We start from the raw sequence: 18,011 nt of genomic DNA, 5'->3' as shown, positions 1-18,011 counted from the left end.
CCCTACGGCCGGACCGGCGAACGGCGAACGGCGAACGGCGAACGGCGAACGGCGATTTAGAGTAGGAGCGGGCCATGCCCGCGAACAAACACCTCCCCAGCGTGCAAGCCATGTTCGTGGGCGTGGCCCACTCCTACGCGGCGTTGTGCGCAATCTGGGCGCAGTTCGCGATTTACCGGCCTACACCAACTCCTTCATGTGACCTATCCGCGAGCTGTGGGATAACCGGAGAAAAGCTCGCGAACAAAAAATTCGCGCCTGCGAGAGCAGTCCGTTTCCGAAAGGGCTTCTCCCGCAAATGGCAGACACTGCTCAGCCCTTTCAATCAGAAATTGCGCCGGTAGAAGATATCCAGCGAGCTGGCCAGCCCGCTGGCGGCTTCGAGGAAGATCCGCCGGGTGAGTCGATAACGCAGCGCGACGGTATTGGCCGGCTCGAACACGCCAACGCCGTAGCGCAGCGTCAGGCGGTCTGTCAGGCGGCCGCTGGCCACAACGCTGGTATCGGCGCCGCTGCCTTCGGTATCAAGCTGAAAATCCTGGATGCCGAGTTGCTGCGCGACGTTGCCGGTGATCGAGGCACTGCCCATCAGGCCCAGCCCCAGCGCTGCCTGCGCCAGCATGTTGTTGTCGCCGCTGTCAGCACCCAGCGGACGGCCCAGCACCAGATAGGCCAGCGCCTGCTCCTGGCTCATCGCCGGCTCGGCGAAGACATCGATACGCGGCTGTTCGGTACTGCCGGTGACGCGTATGCCGGCGGTGACGTTATCGGCCTCGATACGACGAATAGCCTCGATATTCAGGAACGGCTGGCTGAGTACGCCGGTGAACAGCAGTTGCGCACGGCGGATGGCCAGGCGCTGGCCGTAGGCCCGGTAACGACCATTGTTGAGGTTGAGCTCGCCACGGGCGTCGAGGTTGTCACCGATATGCAGATGCCCCGCCAGATCGGCAGTGAGGCCGAAACCGGAAAAGCGCAGGCGGTCCTGGCCGACTTCGACGTCGATGTCCATATGCACGGCCAATGGCGGCTGTGTCGCTTCAGCTTCCTCGCCGATGATCTGCGCGTCGCTGCTCACCGTGACCGTGGATGGCGGTAGCTCACGCACGACGATTTCCCCGCGCGGCACGTTAAGCTTGCCACGCACAGCCAGCTTGTCGCCGGCCAGCTGCAGGCGCAGATCGGGCTCGAATTCCAGCTCGGCATAGGGTTCGACGATCAGCGGCAGCCGGCTGCCGCGCACAGCGACGTCCAGATCAGGCGTGCTGTGCCAGTCCAGTGTGCCGGCAATTTCTCCTCGGCCTTCTTCGCCGCTGTGCCACTGGCCATCCAGGCGCACGCTTTCGCCCTCGATCAAGGCCCGCAGCTGCAATTGCTCGAAGCTGACCGGCAACTCGCTCCCGGCAATCTCGCCGCCTTCCAGACGCAATTCGCCACGCACCCAAGGCTGTTGCAGCGAACCGGAAAGCTCACCGCTGCCGTTGAGCTGGCCTTCGAGCCGATCAACCATGGTCACGAAGGGGCGCGCCACGGAAAGATCGAGCGCGCTCAGGCGGAAATCACCTTCGATTTCCTTGGCTGCGCTGCTGGGGTCGATGGCCAGGCGCAACTCCAGCGCACCGAGCTCACCGCCTTCGAACTGCACACGGCTGTCGATGCGTTGCGGCGACAGCTGGCTGTTCAGCGCCAGGGTGCTGTAGGGAAACTCGAACCAGTCCTCGCCTTCGCGCAGCGCCAGCGTGCCGGGGCCGGCGTCCAGACGAACATTGCCGCTGGGGCCGGCGGCGGGCAGGTCCAGCGAGATATCGGCATTCACCTCACCCAGCCAGCGCAGGTTGTCGGGCAGATAACCTGCCAGCGACTCCAGAGGAAAGTCGCGCAGGCGATAGCGCAGTTGGGGGTCGGGCTGTAGCCGCTGACTGTCGGCACAGAGCGTTGCCGGGCCGCTGGCAAGACAATGCGCACCGAGGGTGAAAGTCCCATTGGCCAGGCGTTCCAGGCTGGCCGGCTCGCGCAGCGCCCAATCCTGGCCTTCGACCTGTAGACGCAGGCGACTGAGCCGCCCGCGCCAGTCTTCGCCGCGCAGCCCGCCGTCGGCGGCCAGCGCCAGATCGAGCAATCCGCCTTCAAGCTGCAAGTTGGCCTGATGGGCTTGTTGCGTCCCTTCGCCGGTCAGCTGCAAGTTGCCCAGTCGGGTATCCCCCGCTTCCAGCCCGGCAGCGCTCAGGCGCAGCTGGCCACGCTGGCCCTCGGCAAGCGCTGCGTTCAGATCCAGACGTGCCAGCCGGTTGTCCTTAAATGCGATCCTGCTGCCATCCAGTACGAGTGTGCCTTGTGGAGCCTGGGGCGTGCCGCTCAGCGCCAGGCTGCCGGTCAGCTGGCCTTGCAGCCCCGGCCAGAGCTGCGCCAACCGCGAGAGATTCAGCTGCAGGTCGGCGCTTAGCGTTTCGGCCCAGCGGCCGTTGCCGTGGATGCGGTTATCCCCCAGGCGCAGCTCCACTTGTGGCACATCCCAGACGGCATTCTCACCACTGGACTGTAGTTGCAGCTGCAAAGGCTGGCGCCGGAGGGTACCGTTCAGATCCAGCTGCGCCTGGGCCTGCAACGCCTCATCGCGCAAAGCCCCTCGGCTGGTCAGACTTCCGCCAAGCCGGCCGGGCAGTTCTGCGACCCAATAGGACGGGTCGAATTCGCGCAGCGCCAGGGTCGTGTTCCAGTCGATGCCATCGGCGAACCCTACGCTGAGGTTGCCGCTGGCCTGGCCCTGGCCTGCCGTAAGCTCCAGTTGCGGCAGGTGGACGACTTCCAAGTCACCGCTGACAGGGCTGCGCAGACTGAAATCCCCCGCCGGCCCGCTCAGTGCCGCGTCGAAGTGGCCCAGGTAGCTGCCGTCGTCATACTGCAGCAGCGCATCCATCCGGCGCAGCGCCACTGGTGGCTCCTCGGCATCCGGGTAAAGCCGGCGCCAGGGGAAGTCGCGCCAGGCCAGCTGCGCTTCGCCACGCACTCCCTCACTCCAACCCAGCTGCCCCTGCAGCTCGATCAGCTGGGCATCGCCGGCATCCAGCTGCAGTGACTGAACGCTCGCCTGCTCCGCGTCGAGCAGTGCCTCCAACATCAGGGCCACCGATCCGCCCTCGCCTTTCAGATTGCCGTCGCCAGCGAGCCGGTAGCCATCCTTCAGATTGCCCTCGGCGCCCAGCTCCAAATGCTCGAGAAGCAGCGCCTCAGGCAGGTCCGGAATGGCTTTGAAGTCTTTCAGCGCCAGTCGCAGGGTGGCCGGCAGATCGGGCTCAAGCGGGCGCACCCGGCCATCAAGGGTGCCGTTCAGATAGCCCTTGCTCTGCACGGCCAGCAACAGGTGCTCGCGCAGTTCGCCATCGACCGCGAGCTTGAGGGTCCAGGCCGGCATTTCGGGCAGCTGCAGCGCTGCATCGCCGCGCAGCTCCAGCGGCCAGTCGCCATCGGTGCGCAGGCGCCCGGCGAGATTCAGCGCAAGATCTTCGCGACGCAGGCCCAGCGTCCTGATCGTCAGGCCCTCACGACGCCAATCGGCACGCAGTTGCAGGCTTTGCAGCTGCTCCAGCCCATTGAGCCGCACCTGGCCTACCTCGACCCGCTCGATGCGCAACTCCAACGGCAGCTGGATATCCGCCAGGCTGAACGGCTCGCTGGCGGCCGGTTCGTCGCCAGGTGGAAAGATCAGGTCGATCTTGCCGGCCTGAAGTTCTTTAATGCAGAGCGTCCGACGCAGCAGACAGCTAGGCGACCAGGCCAGCCGGGGCGCGCTCACCTCCACGCGATTGCCATCCTGTTCCCAGAGCAGCCTTTCCGCCTCCCAGCGGCCGGCCAGCCGCCCCTGGAACTGCTCCACCTGCAACCCTGGAACCTGCCCCAACACCCAGCGGCCACCGGCACTGGTGCCCAACAGTACGCCCAGCGCCAGGACCACCAGCAGCACCAGTGCCAGCGGCAGCCCCAGCGACCAGGAAAGAATGCGCAGCCCTCGTCTCATAGCTCAGGCCCCATGGAAAAGTGCAGGCGCACGCCGCCTTCTCCGTCCAGGGGGTGGGCCAGGTCAACGCGAATCGGCCCAACCGGCGACACCCAGCGCACACCCAAACCGACGCTGCTCTTGAGCGTGGGGAAATCCAGCGAGTTGAAGGAGTTACCCTGGTCGTAGAAGGTCGCCACGCGCCATTTCTCGATGATTTCGTACTGGTACTCAGCACTGACGGCGAACTGATAACGCCCGCCGATGCGATCACCATCCGAGTTGGTTGGCGACAGGCTCTGGTAGTCGTAGCCGCGCACGCTCTGGTCGCCACCGGCGAAGTACCGCAATGACGGCGGCACGTTGGTGTATTCGTTGGTCCAGTTGCCGCCAAGCTGCACGCGGCCGAGGAAGCGATGACGGTCGAACAGGGTCGTCAGGCCCTTGAGCATCGCGTTGGCATGGATCAGGTCGGCATCGGAAAAGACCCCATCCTTGGCCGCACTCAGCTCGAACTCAAGGCGGTAACCCTGGCTGGGGTCGATGCGGTTGTCGCTGCGTAGAAAGCTGTAGGCGATGCCCGGCATCAGCAGGTTGCTCAAGCCCGTGTCGTCGCCCAGGTTGTATTGCTCATGGCGCCACTTCAGCGACCAGACCCGCTGCCAGCCGTTGGGCAGTTTGCGGTGCCATTCGGGCCCTACCGTCAGCAGCCGGCTGAGGCTGTCGTTGTCGCCCAGCTCTTCATATTGGTAACCGCCAGCGAGGCGCAGCTTGTCGGTGAGCGGTGGGTCCAGCGGCACGTCGTACCAGAGACCGACGTTCTGCCGGGGCGCTGACAGCTCGCTCTCAAGGCCGTAGCTGTGGCCCTGGGGATTGACCCAATGCCGGTTGAAGTCAAACCGCATGCGTGGCCCGACGTCGGTGGAAAAGCCCAGCCCCAACCCGAGGGTACGGGGGTCGCGGGTAGCCAGCTGCACCACCACGGGGATGCGCTGTTGCTCGGCATTGGCCGGATTGGCGTCGACGCGCACGCCTTCGAAGTAGCCGCTGGCCTGCATCGCCTGGTTGAGTTCCGCAACGCGCTCTGAATCGTAGGGGGTGCCGGGATCGAACGGCACCATGCGCGCCAGCAGATCGGGATCGAAGGGAGAATCGCCCTGGAAACTGACCTCGCCCAGCAGATAGCGAGGACCACTGTCGAACACCAGCTCGACATCGGCGAAATTCTCTAGCGGATCGATGACCAGGCGCTGGTACGCAAAGCGGCCATCAAAGAAACCGAAGCGTGAGGCCTGATTGAGGATGCGCTGCTTGACCTCTTCATAGCGGCCATGATGGAGGACGTCGCCGGGTTTGAGGGTACTGCGCGGCACTTCGAAGGCGCTCAACTGCGCCGCCGGCCCGTCCACCCGCACCGAGACATCGCGCAGGCGCACCGGCTCGCCACGGACGATGCGCAATACCAGGCTCGGTTCCTCGCCACCCAGCACCTCACTTTCGATCGTCGCGTTGTAATAACCCAGCGCCTGCAAGGCCTTTTCCGCCTGCTGCTGGGCGATGCGGCTGTAGCGCAGCAGTTCGCGCTCGTCTCGATCGCCCAGATCACCGATGTGGTTTTCCACGTTCTCGCGCAGCGCGCGGCTGGAAGGTTCGATATTGACTTCCAGCCGCGCGGCGAAGACGGATGATGTGACAAGCAGGGCAAGGCCGGCCGTTACGAATCGGCCCATGAAAGAGATACGCATGGCGCGGAATGCTAGCACGGCATCAACCCGATCCTGGCAGGACAAAACGATGTAAAAAGTCAGACAGGCACCGGGGAGGATTGGCTGCAGACATCCGCCGGTTGGACCACCGGCAAGGTAGGGAAATTCTGCGCAGGATGGCTGTTAGAATCACGCTTTTTCCGGAGTGCCACTGATGAAGCTTGTTTCTTTCAATATCAATGGATTGCGGGCAAGACCTCACCAGCTGGCGGCGATCATCGAAAAGCATCAGCCGGATGTCATCGGCCTGCAGGAAACCAAGGTCTCCGACGAGCAGTTCCCCCTGGCAGAGACCGAAGCACTCGGCTACCACGTGCATTACCACGGCCAGAAAGGTCATTACGGTGTCGCCCTGCTGTCGCGCCAGGCGCCGCTGGAAATCCACAAGGGCTTTCCCGGTGACGGTGAAGACTCGCAGAAGCGCTTTATCTGGGGCCGCTTCGCCGATGCCAACGGCCAGCCGGTGACCGTCATGAACGGCTATTTTCCCCAGGGCGAAAGCCGCGACCATCCGGTGAAGTTTCCAGCCAAGACCAAGTTCTACGCCGACCTGCAGGCGCTGCTGGAGGAGCGTTTCTCCCCGGATCAGGCGGTGGCGATCATGGGCGACTTCAATATCTCGCCCGAGGATTGCGATATCGGCATTGGCGAGGTCAACGCCAAGCGCTGGCTGCGCACCGGCAAGTGCAGCTTTTTGCCGGAAGAACGCGAGTGGCTGGCGCGCCTCAAGGGCTGGGGCCTGCAGGACAGCTTCCGCTCCCTGCACCCGGAAGTGACCGATCGCTTCAGCTGGTTCGACTACCGCAGCCGCGGCTTCGAGGACGACCCACGGCGCGGGCTGCGCATCGACTACATACTGACCACCGACAGCCTGCATCAGCGAGTCATCGACGCCGGTGTCGACTACGACATCCGCGCGATGGAAAAGCCTTCGGATCACTGCCCGGTCTGGATCGAGTTGCGCTGATCCAAGCCGCTGTCACACGACCGTAACCTGCCCCTTCTAAGCTCCCCGCGTCTTTAGCGAGGGAGTGTCCAGATGGGGCTTTTCGGATGGCTGCAAGGGATCGGCAGACTGGCGCTTTACCTTTGCGTGTTCGGGGGTTTGAGCGCCCAGTCATGGGCTGTCGGCACACACGAAGCGCCGGTTGCCAAAAGCAGCGAAGTACTGCGCATCCAGGGTTCCAATACGGTCGGCGCGAAGCTCGCACCCATGCTGGTGGCCGGGCTGTTCGAGGCACGTGGCTTGAAGTCGGTACGCATCGTCGCGGCCGAGCGTGAGAATGAGCAGCACGTGATCGGCACCAATGCCGCCGGGCGCACCTTCCATGCATTGATCGCGGCCCACGGCACCGGCACCGGTTTTGCCGGCCTCAAGGACGGCACTGCCGATCTCGCCGCCGCGTCGCGCCCGATCAAACAGAGCGAGGTCGATAGCCTGACGGCACTGGGCGATCTACGCAGCGCCGAAGCCGAGCAGATCATCGCCATCGATGGTCTGGCGATCATCGTTCACCCGCAAAACCCCATCCAGTCGCTCAGCGTCGAACAGATTGCGCGGCTATTCGCCGGCGAAATCACCAACTGGCGGGAGCTGGGCGGTGCCCCCCTTCCCGTGCGAGTGCATGCCCGCGACGACCAATCCGGCACCTATGACACCTTCAAGGAGCTTGTGCTTGGCAGCCATGGCAAGGCGCTTTCCTCGGCTGCGGCTCGCTACGAATCCAACGATCAGCTTTCCAGCGCAGTCAGCCTGAGCCCCGGTGCCATCGGCTTCGTCGGCCTTGCCTCCATCGGCAATGCCAGGGCGCTGGCGATTGTCGATGGCGAATCACTGCCGATGCTGCCCAGCCACGCCTCGGTAGCCACCGAAGACTACCCGCTGTCGCGGCGGCTATTTCTTTACGCCCATCCCAGCCGGCAATCTCAATGGACGCGCGACTTTCTACAATTCGCCCACAGCCCTTCCGGCCAGGCCATCGTCGAGCAATCGGGCTATGTGGCGCAGTCCATCCGGGCAATAAACATGGCCGTTACACCAGACATGCCGCCGGCGTATCGGCAGCTCGCCAGGGAGGCACAACGGCTGACGGTGAACTTCCGTTTCGATCAGGGCAGCGCCCGCCTCGACAACAAGGCCCAGCGCGATATCGAGCGGCTTGTCGCTTACCTCAACGCCAACGAAAAGCGCATGAGCGCCGCGACGCTGGTGGGTTTCGGCGACCCCCGAATCGACCCGGCCCGAACCGCGCTGCTGTCCAAGTTGCGCGCCATGGCGGTGCGTAGCGAACTGGCTCGCGGCGGCATTCTGGTCAGGGAAATTCTCGGGATGGGCGACGAGCTTCCGGTAGCCTCCAACGAGGGCAGCGGACGCTTGAAGAACCAACGCGTGGAGGTCTGGGTTCACTAGCAGGCCGCTTGCCAAAGCGGACCCGGCGCAAAAACGTATCAGTCCCGCAGGCGCTGCGTACTGTCCGTAGAGCCGAGCGAATACTAAGCTCGGCTCAAACAACAACAGTAGTCATTGCCTATGTACCTGATCTGCGGCGAAGCCTTGTTCGATGTGTTTACGGCTCCGAATGGCACGGGCAACCGCCTTATGCTCGAAGCAGTTGCCGGCGGCTCGCCCTTCAATGTTGCGGTAGGCCTGTCACGCCTGGGCGTGCCGGCGGCCTTGCTCGGCGGAATCTCCAGCGACAGCTTCGGTGAGCGCTTGCGCCAGATCCTCAGCGATGAAGGTGTGCGCGACGGGTATCTGGTGACATTCGACGCACCCACCACCCTGGCCATGGTTGCGCTCGCTGCCGATGGCTCGCCGTGCTACAGCTTTCGAGGCGAAGGCTGCGCCGATCGGTTGATGCAGGATGCACACTTGCAGGCGCTCGGGGACGATGTCCACGCCATTCACGTCGGCTCCTACAGCCTGGTCGTGCCGCCAATCGCCGATACGCTGCTCAGGCTGGTAACCGCGCAGAGCCAGCAGCGCCTGATCTCCCTGGACCCCAACGTACGCCTCAATGTCGAACCCGACCTGGTGCGCTGGAGAGAGCGCATCGAAGCCTTTGCCAGGCACGCGCATCTGATCAAGGTCAGCGACGAGGACCTTGAGCTGCTCTACCCCGGCGAGGCGCCTGAGCGCATTGCCATAAGCTGGCTGAAAGATCGTTGTGAACTGGTGGTGCTGACACGTGGCAGCCAGGGCGCGTACCTTTTCAGCCGGCGCCACGGCCAGCTACACGCGGCGGCAAGGCCCACGGTTGTGCGCGACACCGTCGGCGCTGGAGACACCTTTCAGGCCGCGCTGCTCAGTTACCTCTATGAGCAGCATGCCCTGACTGCAACCGACCTGGCCCGATTGCAGCGCGAACAGCTCCAGGCGCTGCTTGATTTTGCTGTGCGGGCAGCGTCCATCACCTGCTCACGAATCGGCCCCGACCTGCCCTTCCGATACGAAATCGACTGGCCAAACGCGACTTAGAGTCTATAAAGGCTCCAGGGCCCTTTATTCATCTGCCAAACGGCAACGGCCCGATTCACCATTGGGGCGATGTGGCGTGCAATGAAAGGGCTGAAGATTACCGATCCTTCCTACGAGCTGATGGATGACCACCACGGCAACTCTCTGATCTATCGGCAACACGGCTTTCCTTGCCCGCTGGTGCGTTGGCACAACCACAAGGAATACGAGCTGCACCTGATCATCGCCAGCTCGGGCAAGGTGTTCATTGGTGATTACGTGGGCAACTTCGGCCCTGGCAGCCTGTTCCTTACCGGCCCCCATCTGCCACACAACTGGATCAGCCAGATTGAAGACGGCGAAGTGGTGGAAAAGCGCGACATGCTGGTGAACTTCACCGATGAACTGCTCGAAGCCGGCAACACGGTTTTTTCCGAGCTGCGCCATCTGGCCCCGATGCTTGAGCGCGCCCAATACGGTATCGAGTTTCGCGGCGCCAGCACCCTCGACGAGGCCAGCCGGCTGATGCACAGGATCGCCGAAACCCGTGGCGCCACCCGGCTTGGCTATTTCTTTATCATGCTGGAGTTGCTCGCCGAGTGTGACGACTACCAGCTGCTGTCAGGCGCGACCTCCTCGCAGCTGGGCGATGACAACCACAGCGATCGCACCAACCTGGCCGTCGACTACATCTTCAAGCACTACATGCGCGAACTGCCGCTGGAAGAAGTGGCCGCTCACCTAGGGATGAAACCCACCTACTTCTCGCGGTTCTTCAAACGCGCAACCGGGCGCTGCTACGTCGAATTCGTCAACAGCCTGCGGATCAGCAAATCCTGCGAGCTGCTGCTGGACAACCAGAAACCGGTAACCGACATCTGCTTCGAATCCGGTTTCAACAACCTGTCCAACTTCAATCGGCGCTTCCAGCAGCTCAAGGGCATGACGCCATCCCGTTACCGCTATCTGGTCGAACAGCGCCTGACCGAACAGAATCTCGCCCGCTGATCGGCCTCGCCCTACGTGCAAACGCCGCCTCCATCCCGCTCTTGGCTGCAGCATCCATCCAACTCCCTCTGGCAACGGCGAATTGGCCCTGGCGATCAACCGTCGCCGGGTCAAAGCCCTTGGCTTGAAAGTGCAGAAAAGTATCAGTCACGGTGCGCTAAGGGCTTTGTCCGGGGGTCAGCGCTAGCTGTGTAATGCCAGCCACAGTCCGTACGGCAGTACGCGGGCAATAACAATAAAGAGCTTCCGTCCTTCTGCGGACGGTAAGGAGTTCAAGATGAAAGTCAGCAAACTACTGCTCGGTACCACCTGCATTGCCCTGACAAACCTTGCCTTTGCCGCCGAAACCCTCACCATCGCCACCGTCAACAACGCGGACATGATCCGCATGCAGCGCCTCTCCCAGACCTTCGAGAAGAACAATCCCGAGATCGACCTCAACTGGGTGGTACTCGAAGAGAACGTGCTGCGCCAGCGGCTGACCACCGACATCGCCACCCAGGGCGGCCAGTTCGACGTGCTAACCATCGGCATGTACGAGGCCTCGCTGTGGGGCGACAAGGGCTGGCTGGCCCCCATGACCGACCTGCCCGCCGACTACGACCTCGATGACGTGTTTCCCTCGGTGCGCGAGGGCCTCTCGGTGGACGGCACCCTCTACGCGCTGCCCTTCTACGCCGAAAGCTCGATGACCTACTACCGCACCGACCTTTTCGAGCAGGCCGGCCTGCAGATGCCGGAACACCCGACCTGGACCCAGATGGCCGAATTCGCCGAGAAGCTGCACAGGCCGGATCAGGACCAGTACGGCATGTGCCTGCGCGGCAAGGCCGGCTGGGGCGAGAACATGGCACTGGTCACCACCGTCGCCAATGCCTTCGGGGCACGCTGGTTCGACGAACAATGGCAGCCCGAATTCAACGGCCCCGAGTGGACCCGGGCGGCGAACTTCTACGTCGACCTGCTGAGCAAGTACGGCCCGCCCGGGGCCTCCAGCAATGGCTTCAATGAAAACCTGGCGCTGTTCAACACCGGCAAGTGCGCCATGTGGGTCGATGCCACGGTGGCCGGCTCCTTCGTCACCGATACCTCGCAAAGCAAGGTGGCCGACAAGGTCGGCTTCACCTTCGCCCCGCAGCAGGACACCGACAAGGGCTCGGCCTGGCTCTACTCCTGGGCTCTGGCGATTCCCAGCACATCCAAGAAGCAGGAGGCGGCCAAAACATTCACCACCTGGGCGACCTCCAAGGACTACGCCAAGCTGGTGGCAGAGACCGACGGCGTCGCCAACGTACCGCCGGGCACCCGCGAATCGACCTACAGCGCCGAATACATGGCCGCCGCACCCTTTGCCGAGATCACCCTGGAGTCGCTGAAGCAGGCCGATCCGGCTTCTCCCTCGGCCAAACCGGTTCCCTACGTGGGCATCCAGCTGGTGACCATCCCCGAGTTCCAGGCCATCGGCACCCAGGTTGGCAAGATGTTCGCGGCTGCGCTCACCGGACAGATGCCGGTGGAACAGATGCTCACCGCCGTGCAGCAGTCGACCGCCCGTGAGATGAAACGCGCCGGTTATCCCAAGTAGGCGTAGAGCCTTCTCTGCCGTTTCCGCCAGACAGGGCTCGCCAGGGCCCTGTCAGGAGAATCCTCATGAACACCACGAGCACCGCCCTGCCCAAGGCATCCGACACTCGTAGCAGCAGTTCAGCGGACCCACGCCCCCGTCGGCGGCTCGGCCCCAGCTGGTTCCTCGTCAGCCCCTCCGTCGCGCTATTGCTGCTGTGGATGCTGGTCCCCCTTTCGATGACGGTGTACTTCTCGGTCATCCGCTACAACCTGCTCTATCCGGGCGAGAACGACTTCGTCGGGCTGGAGAATTTTCACTATTTCCTGACCGACGCCGGCTTCCTGCCGGGCATGACCAATACCCTGATCCTGGTGGGCAGCGTGCTGCTGATCAGCGTGGTACTGGGCGTGCTGATCTCCGCCTTACTGGAAGCAGCGGATTTCGCCGGGCGCGGCATCGTCCGGGTCCTGCTGATCTCGCCTTTCTTCATCATGCCGACCGCCAGCGCGCTGGTCTGGAAGAACCTGCTCTACCACCCGGTCTCGGGCATCCTCGCCGCGGTCTGGAAGTTCTTCGGCGCGCAACCGGTGGATTGGCTGGCCCAGCATCCGCTGGCATCCATCGTGGTCATCGTGTCCTGGCAGTGGCTGCCGTTCGCCATCCTCATCCTGATGACCGCCATGCAGTCGCTGGATCAGGAACAGAAGGAAGCAGCGCGCCTGGATGGTGCCGGCCCCATCGCCATCTTCTGGCATCTGACCCTACCGCACCTGGCACGCCCGATCGCCGTGGTAGTGATGATCGAAACCATTTTCCTGCTCTCGATCTTCGCGGAAATCTTCACCACAACCAGCGGGGGGCCCGGCTACGCCTCTACCAACCTCGCCTACCTGATCTACACCCAGGCGCTGCTGCAGTTCGACGTCGGCATGGCTTCGGCGGGCGGCCTGATCGCGGTGGTCATCGCCAATATCGCGGCGATCATCCTGGTGCGGATGCTCGGCAAGAATCTCACCGAAAAATACTGAGGACAGACCGATGCTGACGCTGAAACAAAGTCGCCGCCTCAACACCTGGCTGGTGGGTGTGCTCGCCTGGGCCGTGGCGCTGCTGCTGTTCTTCCCGATTCTCTGGATGCTGATGACCAGCTTCAAGACCGAGATCGATGCCTTCGCCACGCCGCCGCAGTTCATCTTCACGCCAACGCTGGAGAACTACCTGCACATCCAGGACCGCAGCGATTACTTCAAGTACGCCTGGAACTCGGTGACCATCTCCTTCGGGGCGACCCTCCTGGGCATGCTGATCGCCATCCCGGCCGCATACTCCATGGCCTTCTTCGAGACCAAGCGGACCAAGAGCACGCTGCTGTGGATGCTCTCGACCAAGATGTTGCCGGCGGTCGGCGTGCTGGTGCCGATCTACCTGCTGGCCCGGCAGTTCGGCCTGCTGGACACCCGCACCGTACTGATCGTCATCTACACCCTGATCAACCTGCCGATCCTGGTCTGGATGACCTACACCTACTTCAAGGACATTCCCCGCGACATCCTGGAAGCGGCCCGCATGGACGGCGCCACCCTGGCGCAGGAGATGCTGCGGGTGCTGCTGCCGATCAGCAAGGGCGGGCTCGCCTCCACCATGCTGCTGTCACTGATCCTGTGCTGGAACGAAGCGTTCTGGTCACTCAACCTCACCTCCTCCAATGCCGCGCCGCTGACGGCGCTGATCGCCTCCTACTCCAGTCCCGAGGGCCTGTTCTGGGCCAAGCTCTCGGCCGTTTCCACACTCGCCTGCGCACCCATCCTGATCTTCGGCTGGATCAGCCAGAAGCAGCTGGTCCGTGGCCTTTCGTTCGGCGCGGTGAAATAGCGCTGGGCGCAACCAGGAACAACAGAGGAATCGAAGATGGCAGACCTGAAGATTCACAATTTGAAGAAAGGCTTCGACGGCAATGAGATCATCAAGGGCGTCGACCTGGAGATCCGCGACGGTGAATTCGTGGTGTTCGTCGGCCCCTCTGGCTGCGGCAAATCCACCCTGCTGCGACTGATCGCGGGCCTGGAGGACGTCACCAGCGGGCAGATCGAGCTGGATGGCCGGGACATCACCCAGGTCAGCCCGGCCAAGCGTGACCTCGCCATGGTGTTCCAGACCTACGCGCTGTACCCGCACATGACGGTGCGCAAGAACATGTCCTTTGCCCTGGACCTGGCCGGCGTGGACAAGCAGGAGGTGGAACGCAAGATCACCAACGCCGCGCAGATTCTCGGGCTGGAGCCATTGCTCGAACGCAAGCCGAAACAGCTCTCCGGCGGTCAGCGCCAGCGGGTCGCCATCGGCCGCGCCATCGTGCGCAACCCCAAGGTGTTCCTGTTCGACGAGCCACTGTCCAACCTGGATGCTGCGTTGCGCGTTCAGATGCGCCTGGAGCTGTCGCGCCTGCACCAGGAGCTGCGCGGGACGGTGATCTACGTAACCCACGACCAGGTGGAAGCCATGACCCTGGCCGACAAGGTGGTGGTGCTCAATGGCGGACGCATCGAGCAGGTCGGCTCGCCGATGGAGCTCTACCACAGCCCGGCCAACCTCTTTGTTGCCGGTTTTCTCGGCACGCCGAAGATGGGCTTCCTGCAGGGCAGCATCGTCGGTGTACATGCCGACGGCTGCGAGGTTGAGCTGGACGCCCGTTGTCGCCTGCGCTTGCCACTGGGCGGGCAGGCGCTGTCGGTCGGCGACCCGGTGACTCTGGGCATTCGGCCCGAACACCTCAACCGCAGCACCGATGGCAGCTGCCAGCTCGAGGTCAAGGCCGATGTCAGCGAGCGCCTGGGCAGCGACACCTACTGCCACGTGATCACCCAGGCCGGCGAACCGCTGACCATGCGCATCCGAGGCGACTTCACGCCGCGTTACGGCGAGTCGTTGAAACTGACGCTGGATGCCAGCCATTGCCACCTGTTCGACGGCCAGGGCATGGCCGTCGGCCAGCCCCTGCGCCAGGTGGCCTGAACCAGGCTGGCAGCTCCTGGGCTGCCATCCGCTTTGCGTGTTGCCGGCCGCCGCGGCCAGATCCCGTGGCGGGACGCACGCGCCTTTCCGTGAGACATGCAATGAAGCTGAACGAACAGAATCTGCTCCGCCTGCCGACCGCCATCGCCCGGCCGGCTTACGCCCTGGAAGAGGTCCGCGCCGGCATCGCCCACATCGGCGTCGGAGGCTTTCATCGGGCGCACCAGGCGGCCTATACCGACGCGCTGATGAACCTCGGCGAAGGGATGGACTGGGGCATCTGCGGCATTGGCACCCGCGCCGAGGAAAAGACCATGCGCGACGCCCTGGCCGCGCAGGATTACCTCTATAGCCTGGTGGAACTGGACGACCGGCCGGACACCCAGGTTCGGGCAATCGGCAGCATTCGCGACATGCTGCTGGTCGCGGACGGCTCGGAGGCCGTGGTGGCCAGGCTCGCCGACCCGGCGATACGCATCGTCTCGCTGACCATCACCGAAGGTGGCTACTGCATGGACGAAAGCACCGGGCAGTTCGATGCATCGCTGCCACAGATCCAGCATGACCTGGCCATGCCGCGCCAGCCGATCAGCGTCTTTGGCCTGCTTTGTGCCGCGCTGGCCAAGCGCCGGGGCGCCGGCACCGCGCCTTTCACCGTGATGTCCTGCGATAACCTGCCGCACAACGGCGACGTCACCCGCAGGGCGCTACTGTCCTTCGCCAATCTGGTGGATGCCGAGCTGGCTGGCTGGATCGATCAGCACGTCAGCTTTCCCAACGCCATGGTTGATCGCATCACGCCGATGACCAGCCCGGCACACCGTGAGGCACTGCGGGACCGCCATGGCATAGAGGACGCCTGGCCGGTGGTCTGCGAGCCTTTTGTGCAGTGGGTGCTGGAGGACCGCTTCGTCAACGGCCGGCCGGCCTGGGAAAAGGTCGGCGTGCAGTTCACCGATGACGTCACGCCCTACGAGGAAATGAAGATCAAGCTGCTCAATGGCAGCCATCTGGCACTGACCTACCTGGGCTTCCTGTGCGGCTATCGCTATGTCCACGAAACCATGGAGGACCCGTTGATCCGGCGCTACGTGCAGCAGTACATGGACCAGGACGTGACGTCGCAACTGGCACCCGTGCCGGGTATCGACCTGGACGACTACAAGCGCACCCTGATCGCACGCTTCTCCAACCGCGCCATCGCCGATCAGCTGGAGCGGGTCTGTTCGGACGGTTCCTCGAAGTTCTCCAAGTTCAGCGTGCCGACCATCAACCGGCTGATCGCCGATGACGCCGAGCTGGACCGCGCCGCGCTGGTAATCGCCGCCTGGGCGCTGTATCTGCGGGGCGTCGACAAAAATGGCGAGCGCTACCGCATCCTCGATCCGCGCCTGGAATTCTGCCAGCAGCTAGTGGCCGTGGATGAGGGACTGGCCGATCGGCTGCTGGGCCGCGAAGACATCTTCGGTACGCAGATCCCGCGCTCGCCCGCCTTTCGCGCCGCCTTCGAGCGCAACCTGGCGCGGCTGCGCTCGCTTGGCGTCAAAGGCACCCTCGAGGCGCTGCTGGCAGAGGCCTAGCGTGCGCAACCCGCATCGCCGGTCTAGGGTGAAGGGGGCGCGCAAAGTGCGCCCTTGTTTCCAGCCCACATCCAACCAACAACCCACGCACCGGGAGGCGTTATGTTTCTAGGCATCGACTGCGGTACCCAAGGCACCAAGGCCCTGCTGCTCGATGCCGCCAGCGGCCGCGTGCTGGGAGAAGGCTCGGCCAGCCATGAGCTGCTCAGCGGCCCCAACGGTCGTCGCGAGCAGACACCCGAGCAATGGACCGATGCCTTCGAAAAGGCTACGGCCGCAGCGCTAGCACAGGCCGGCGTCGATGGCTCGGCCGTGCTCGGCATCGGTGTGTCCGGCCAGCAGCATGGCCTGGTCACCCTGGATGCGGAAGGCCAGGTGCTGCGTCCGGCGAAACTCTGGTGCGACACCGAGTCGACGGCCGAGAACCAGCGTCTGCTGGACTGGCTGGGCGGCGAGACGGGCTCCCTGCAACGCCTGGGGGTCGCCATTGCGCCCGGCTACACGGTGTCCAAGCTACTCTGGATGAAGGAGCAGCATCCAGCGCTGTTCGAGCGCATCGCGCACATTCTGCTGCCCCACGACTACCTCAACTACTGGCTGACCGGTCGCTGCTGCAGCGAGTACGGCGACGCATCGGGCACGGGGTATTTCGATGTACGCAGTCGGCGCTGGGATACCGGGCTGTTGCTCCACATCGACCCGAGCGGTCGCCTGGTGGCGGCGCTCCCTGAGCTGGTCGAGGCGCATCAGGCAGTCGGGACGCTGAGGCCGGAGCTGGCCGCCCGGCTGGGACTGAACCCGCACGCCCTGGTGGCCAGCGGTGGCGGCGACAACATGATGGGTGCCATCGGCACAGGCAACATCGAGCCAGGCGTGATCACCATGAGCCTGGGTACCTCCGGCACGCTCTACGGCTATTGCGACGAGCCAAGGGTCAATGAGCAGCCTTCGGTGGCGACCTTCTGTTCCTCCAGCGGAGGCTGGCTGCCGCTGATCTGTACCATGAACCTGACCAACGCCAACGGCTCGATCCGCGAACTGCTGCAGCTGAACCTGGAACAATTCAATGCCCTGGTGGCGCAAGCACCCATCGGTGCCGAGGGCGTGACCATGCTGCCCTTCCTCAATGGCGAGCGCGTGCCCGCCCTGCCCCAAGCCAGCGCCAGCCTGCACGGCTTGACCAGCGACAACCTCAGCCGCGCCAATCTCTGCCGTGCGGTGCTCGAAGGCGTGACCTTCGGCCTGCGCTACGGGCTGGATCTGCTGCGGGGCAGCGGCATACACAGCGAACGCATTCGACTGATCGGCGGCGGCGCGAAGAATCCGTTATGGCGGCAGATCATCGCCGACGTCATGAACACGCCCGTCATCTGCAATACCCACAGCGAAGCGGCCGCGCTGGGTGCGGCCATCCAGGCGGCCTGGTGTCATGGGCAGCAAGGCGAGCCGCAGGCCGGCCTGGGGGCGATTTGCCAACGCTGCGTCAGCCTGGATGAAGGCACAGCCGTCGAGCCTGATGCCGTCGCCGCTTATGAGCAGGCCTATCAACGGTACCGGGGGCTGGTGAAAAGTCTCTATGGCCAAACGGCCTGACACAGCGGCCTGCATATTGCCGCGCCAGCGGATA

At 63.8% G+C, this 18,011-nt stretch carries 12 protein-coding genes; 10 read left to right on the top strand and 2 right to left on the bottom strand.

The features are described from left to right. Nucleotides 1–325: 325 nt before the first annotated feature. Complete coding sequence (locus tag BN1079_RS02970) at nucleotides 326–4,015, bottom strand: translocation/assembly module TamB domain-containing protein (protein WP_052114414.1); 3,690 nt, start codon at nucleotides 4,013–4,015, stop codon at nucleotides 326–328. Continuing rightward, nucleotides 4,012–5,724, bottom strand: a complete 1,713-nt coding sequence (locus BN1079_RS02965; RefSeq protein ID WP_139053069.1) for an autotransporter assembly complex protein TamA — start codon at nucleotides 5,722–5,724, stop codon at nucleotides 4,012–4,014. The genes BN1079_RS02970 and BN1079_RS02965 overlap by 4 nt, the downstream gene beginning before the upstream one ends. A 190-nt stretch (nucleotides 5,725–5,914) precedes the next feature. Here BN1079_RS02965 and xthA point away from each other — a divergent pair, with 190 nt between their 5' ends. From xthA to xylB, 10 genes are all read left to right on the top strand, one after another. Continuing rightward, nucleotides 5,915–6,727 carry an exodeoxyribonuclease III gene (gene xthA / locus BN1079_RS02960; RefSeq protein WP_037022183.1) on the top strand — a complete coding sequence of 271 codons (813 nt, stop codon included), beginning with the start codon at nucleotides 5,915–5,917 and terminating at the stop codon, nucleotides 6,725–6,727. Nucleotides 6,728–6,799: 72 nt separating this feature from the next. Then, complete coding sequence (locus BN1079_RS02955; RefSeq protein ID WP_081950796.1) at nucleotides 6,800–8,170, top strand: substrate-binding domain-containing protein; 1,371 nt, start codon at nucleotides 6,800–6,802, stop codon at nucleotides 8,168–8,170. 120 nt (nucleotides 8,171–8,290) lie between these two features. Next, a complete protein-coding gene (locus BN1079_RS02950) occupies nucleotides 8,291–9,238 on the top strand; it encodes a carbohydrate kinase family protein (RefSeq protein WP_037022181.1) in 948 nt (315 codons plus the stop codon). Nucleotides 9,239–9,319: 81 nt separating this feature from the next. Then, a complete protein-coding gene (locus BN1079_RS02945) occupies nucleotides 9,320–10,225 on the top strand; it encodes an AraC family transcriptional regulator (RefSeq protein WP_037022180.1) in 906 nt (301 codons plus the stop codon). 277 nt (nucleotides 10,226–10,502) lie between these two features. After that, entirely contained in the window at nucleotides 10,503–11,810 is a 1,308-nt protein-coding gene (locus BN1079_RS02940; RefSeq protein WP_037022178.1) for an ABC transporter substrate-binding protein, read from the top strand. A 65-nt stretch (nucleotides 11,811–11,875) separates the two neighbouring features. Further along, nucleotides 11,876–12,820: a carbohydrate ABC transporter permease gene (locus BN1079_RS02935; RefSeq protein WP_037022177.1), complete on the top strand. Its 945-nt coding sequence runs from the start codon at nucleotides 11,876–11,878 to the stop codon at nucleotides 12,818–12,820. A 10-nt stretch (nucleotides 12,821–12,830) separates the two neighbouring features. Next, nucleotides 12,831–13,664, top strand: a complete 834-nt coding sequence (locus BN1079_RS02930) for a carbohydrate ABC transporter permease (protein WP_037022176.1) — start codon at nucleotides 12,831–12,833, stop codon at nucleotides 13,662–13,664. Nucleotides 13,665–13,700: 36 nt separating this feature from the next. Beyond that, nucleotides 13,701–14,804, top strand: coding sequence for an ABC transporter ATP-binding protein (locus BN1079_RS02925; RefSeq protein WP_037022175.1), 1,104 nt, complete (start codon nucleotides 13,701–13,703; stop codon nucleotides 14,802–14,804). Between the two features lie 101 nt (nucleotides 14,805–14,905). Next, complete coding sequence (locus BN1079_RS02920) at nucleotides 14,906–16,384, top strand: mannitol dehydrogenase family protein (protein ID WP_037022174.1); 1,479 nt, start codon at nucleotides 14,906–14,908, stop codon at nucleotides 16,382–16,384. A gap of 102 nt (nucleotides 16,385–16,486) precedes the next feature. After that, a complete protein-coding gene (gene xylB, locus BN1079_RS02915) occupies nucleotides 16,487–17,977 on the top strand; it encodes a xylulokinase (protein WP_037022173.1) in 1,491 nt (496 codons plus the stop codon). Nucleotides 17,978–18,011: the final 34 nt, after the last annotated feature.

This window comes from Pseudomonas saudiphocaensis (assembly GCF_000756775.1).
Taxonomy (GTDB): Bacteria; Pseudomonadota; Gammaproteobacteria; order Pseudomonadales; family Pseudomonadaceae; genus Stutzerimonas; species Stutzerimonas saudiphocaensis.
This window is presented reverse-complemented; position numbering and strand designations above follow the sequence as displayed.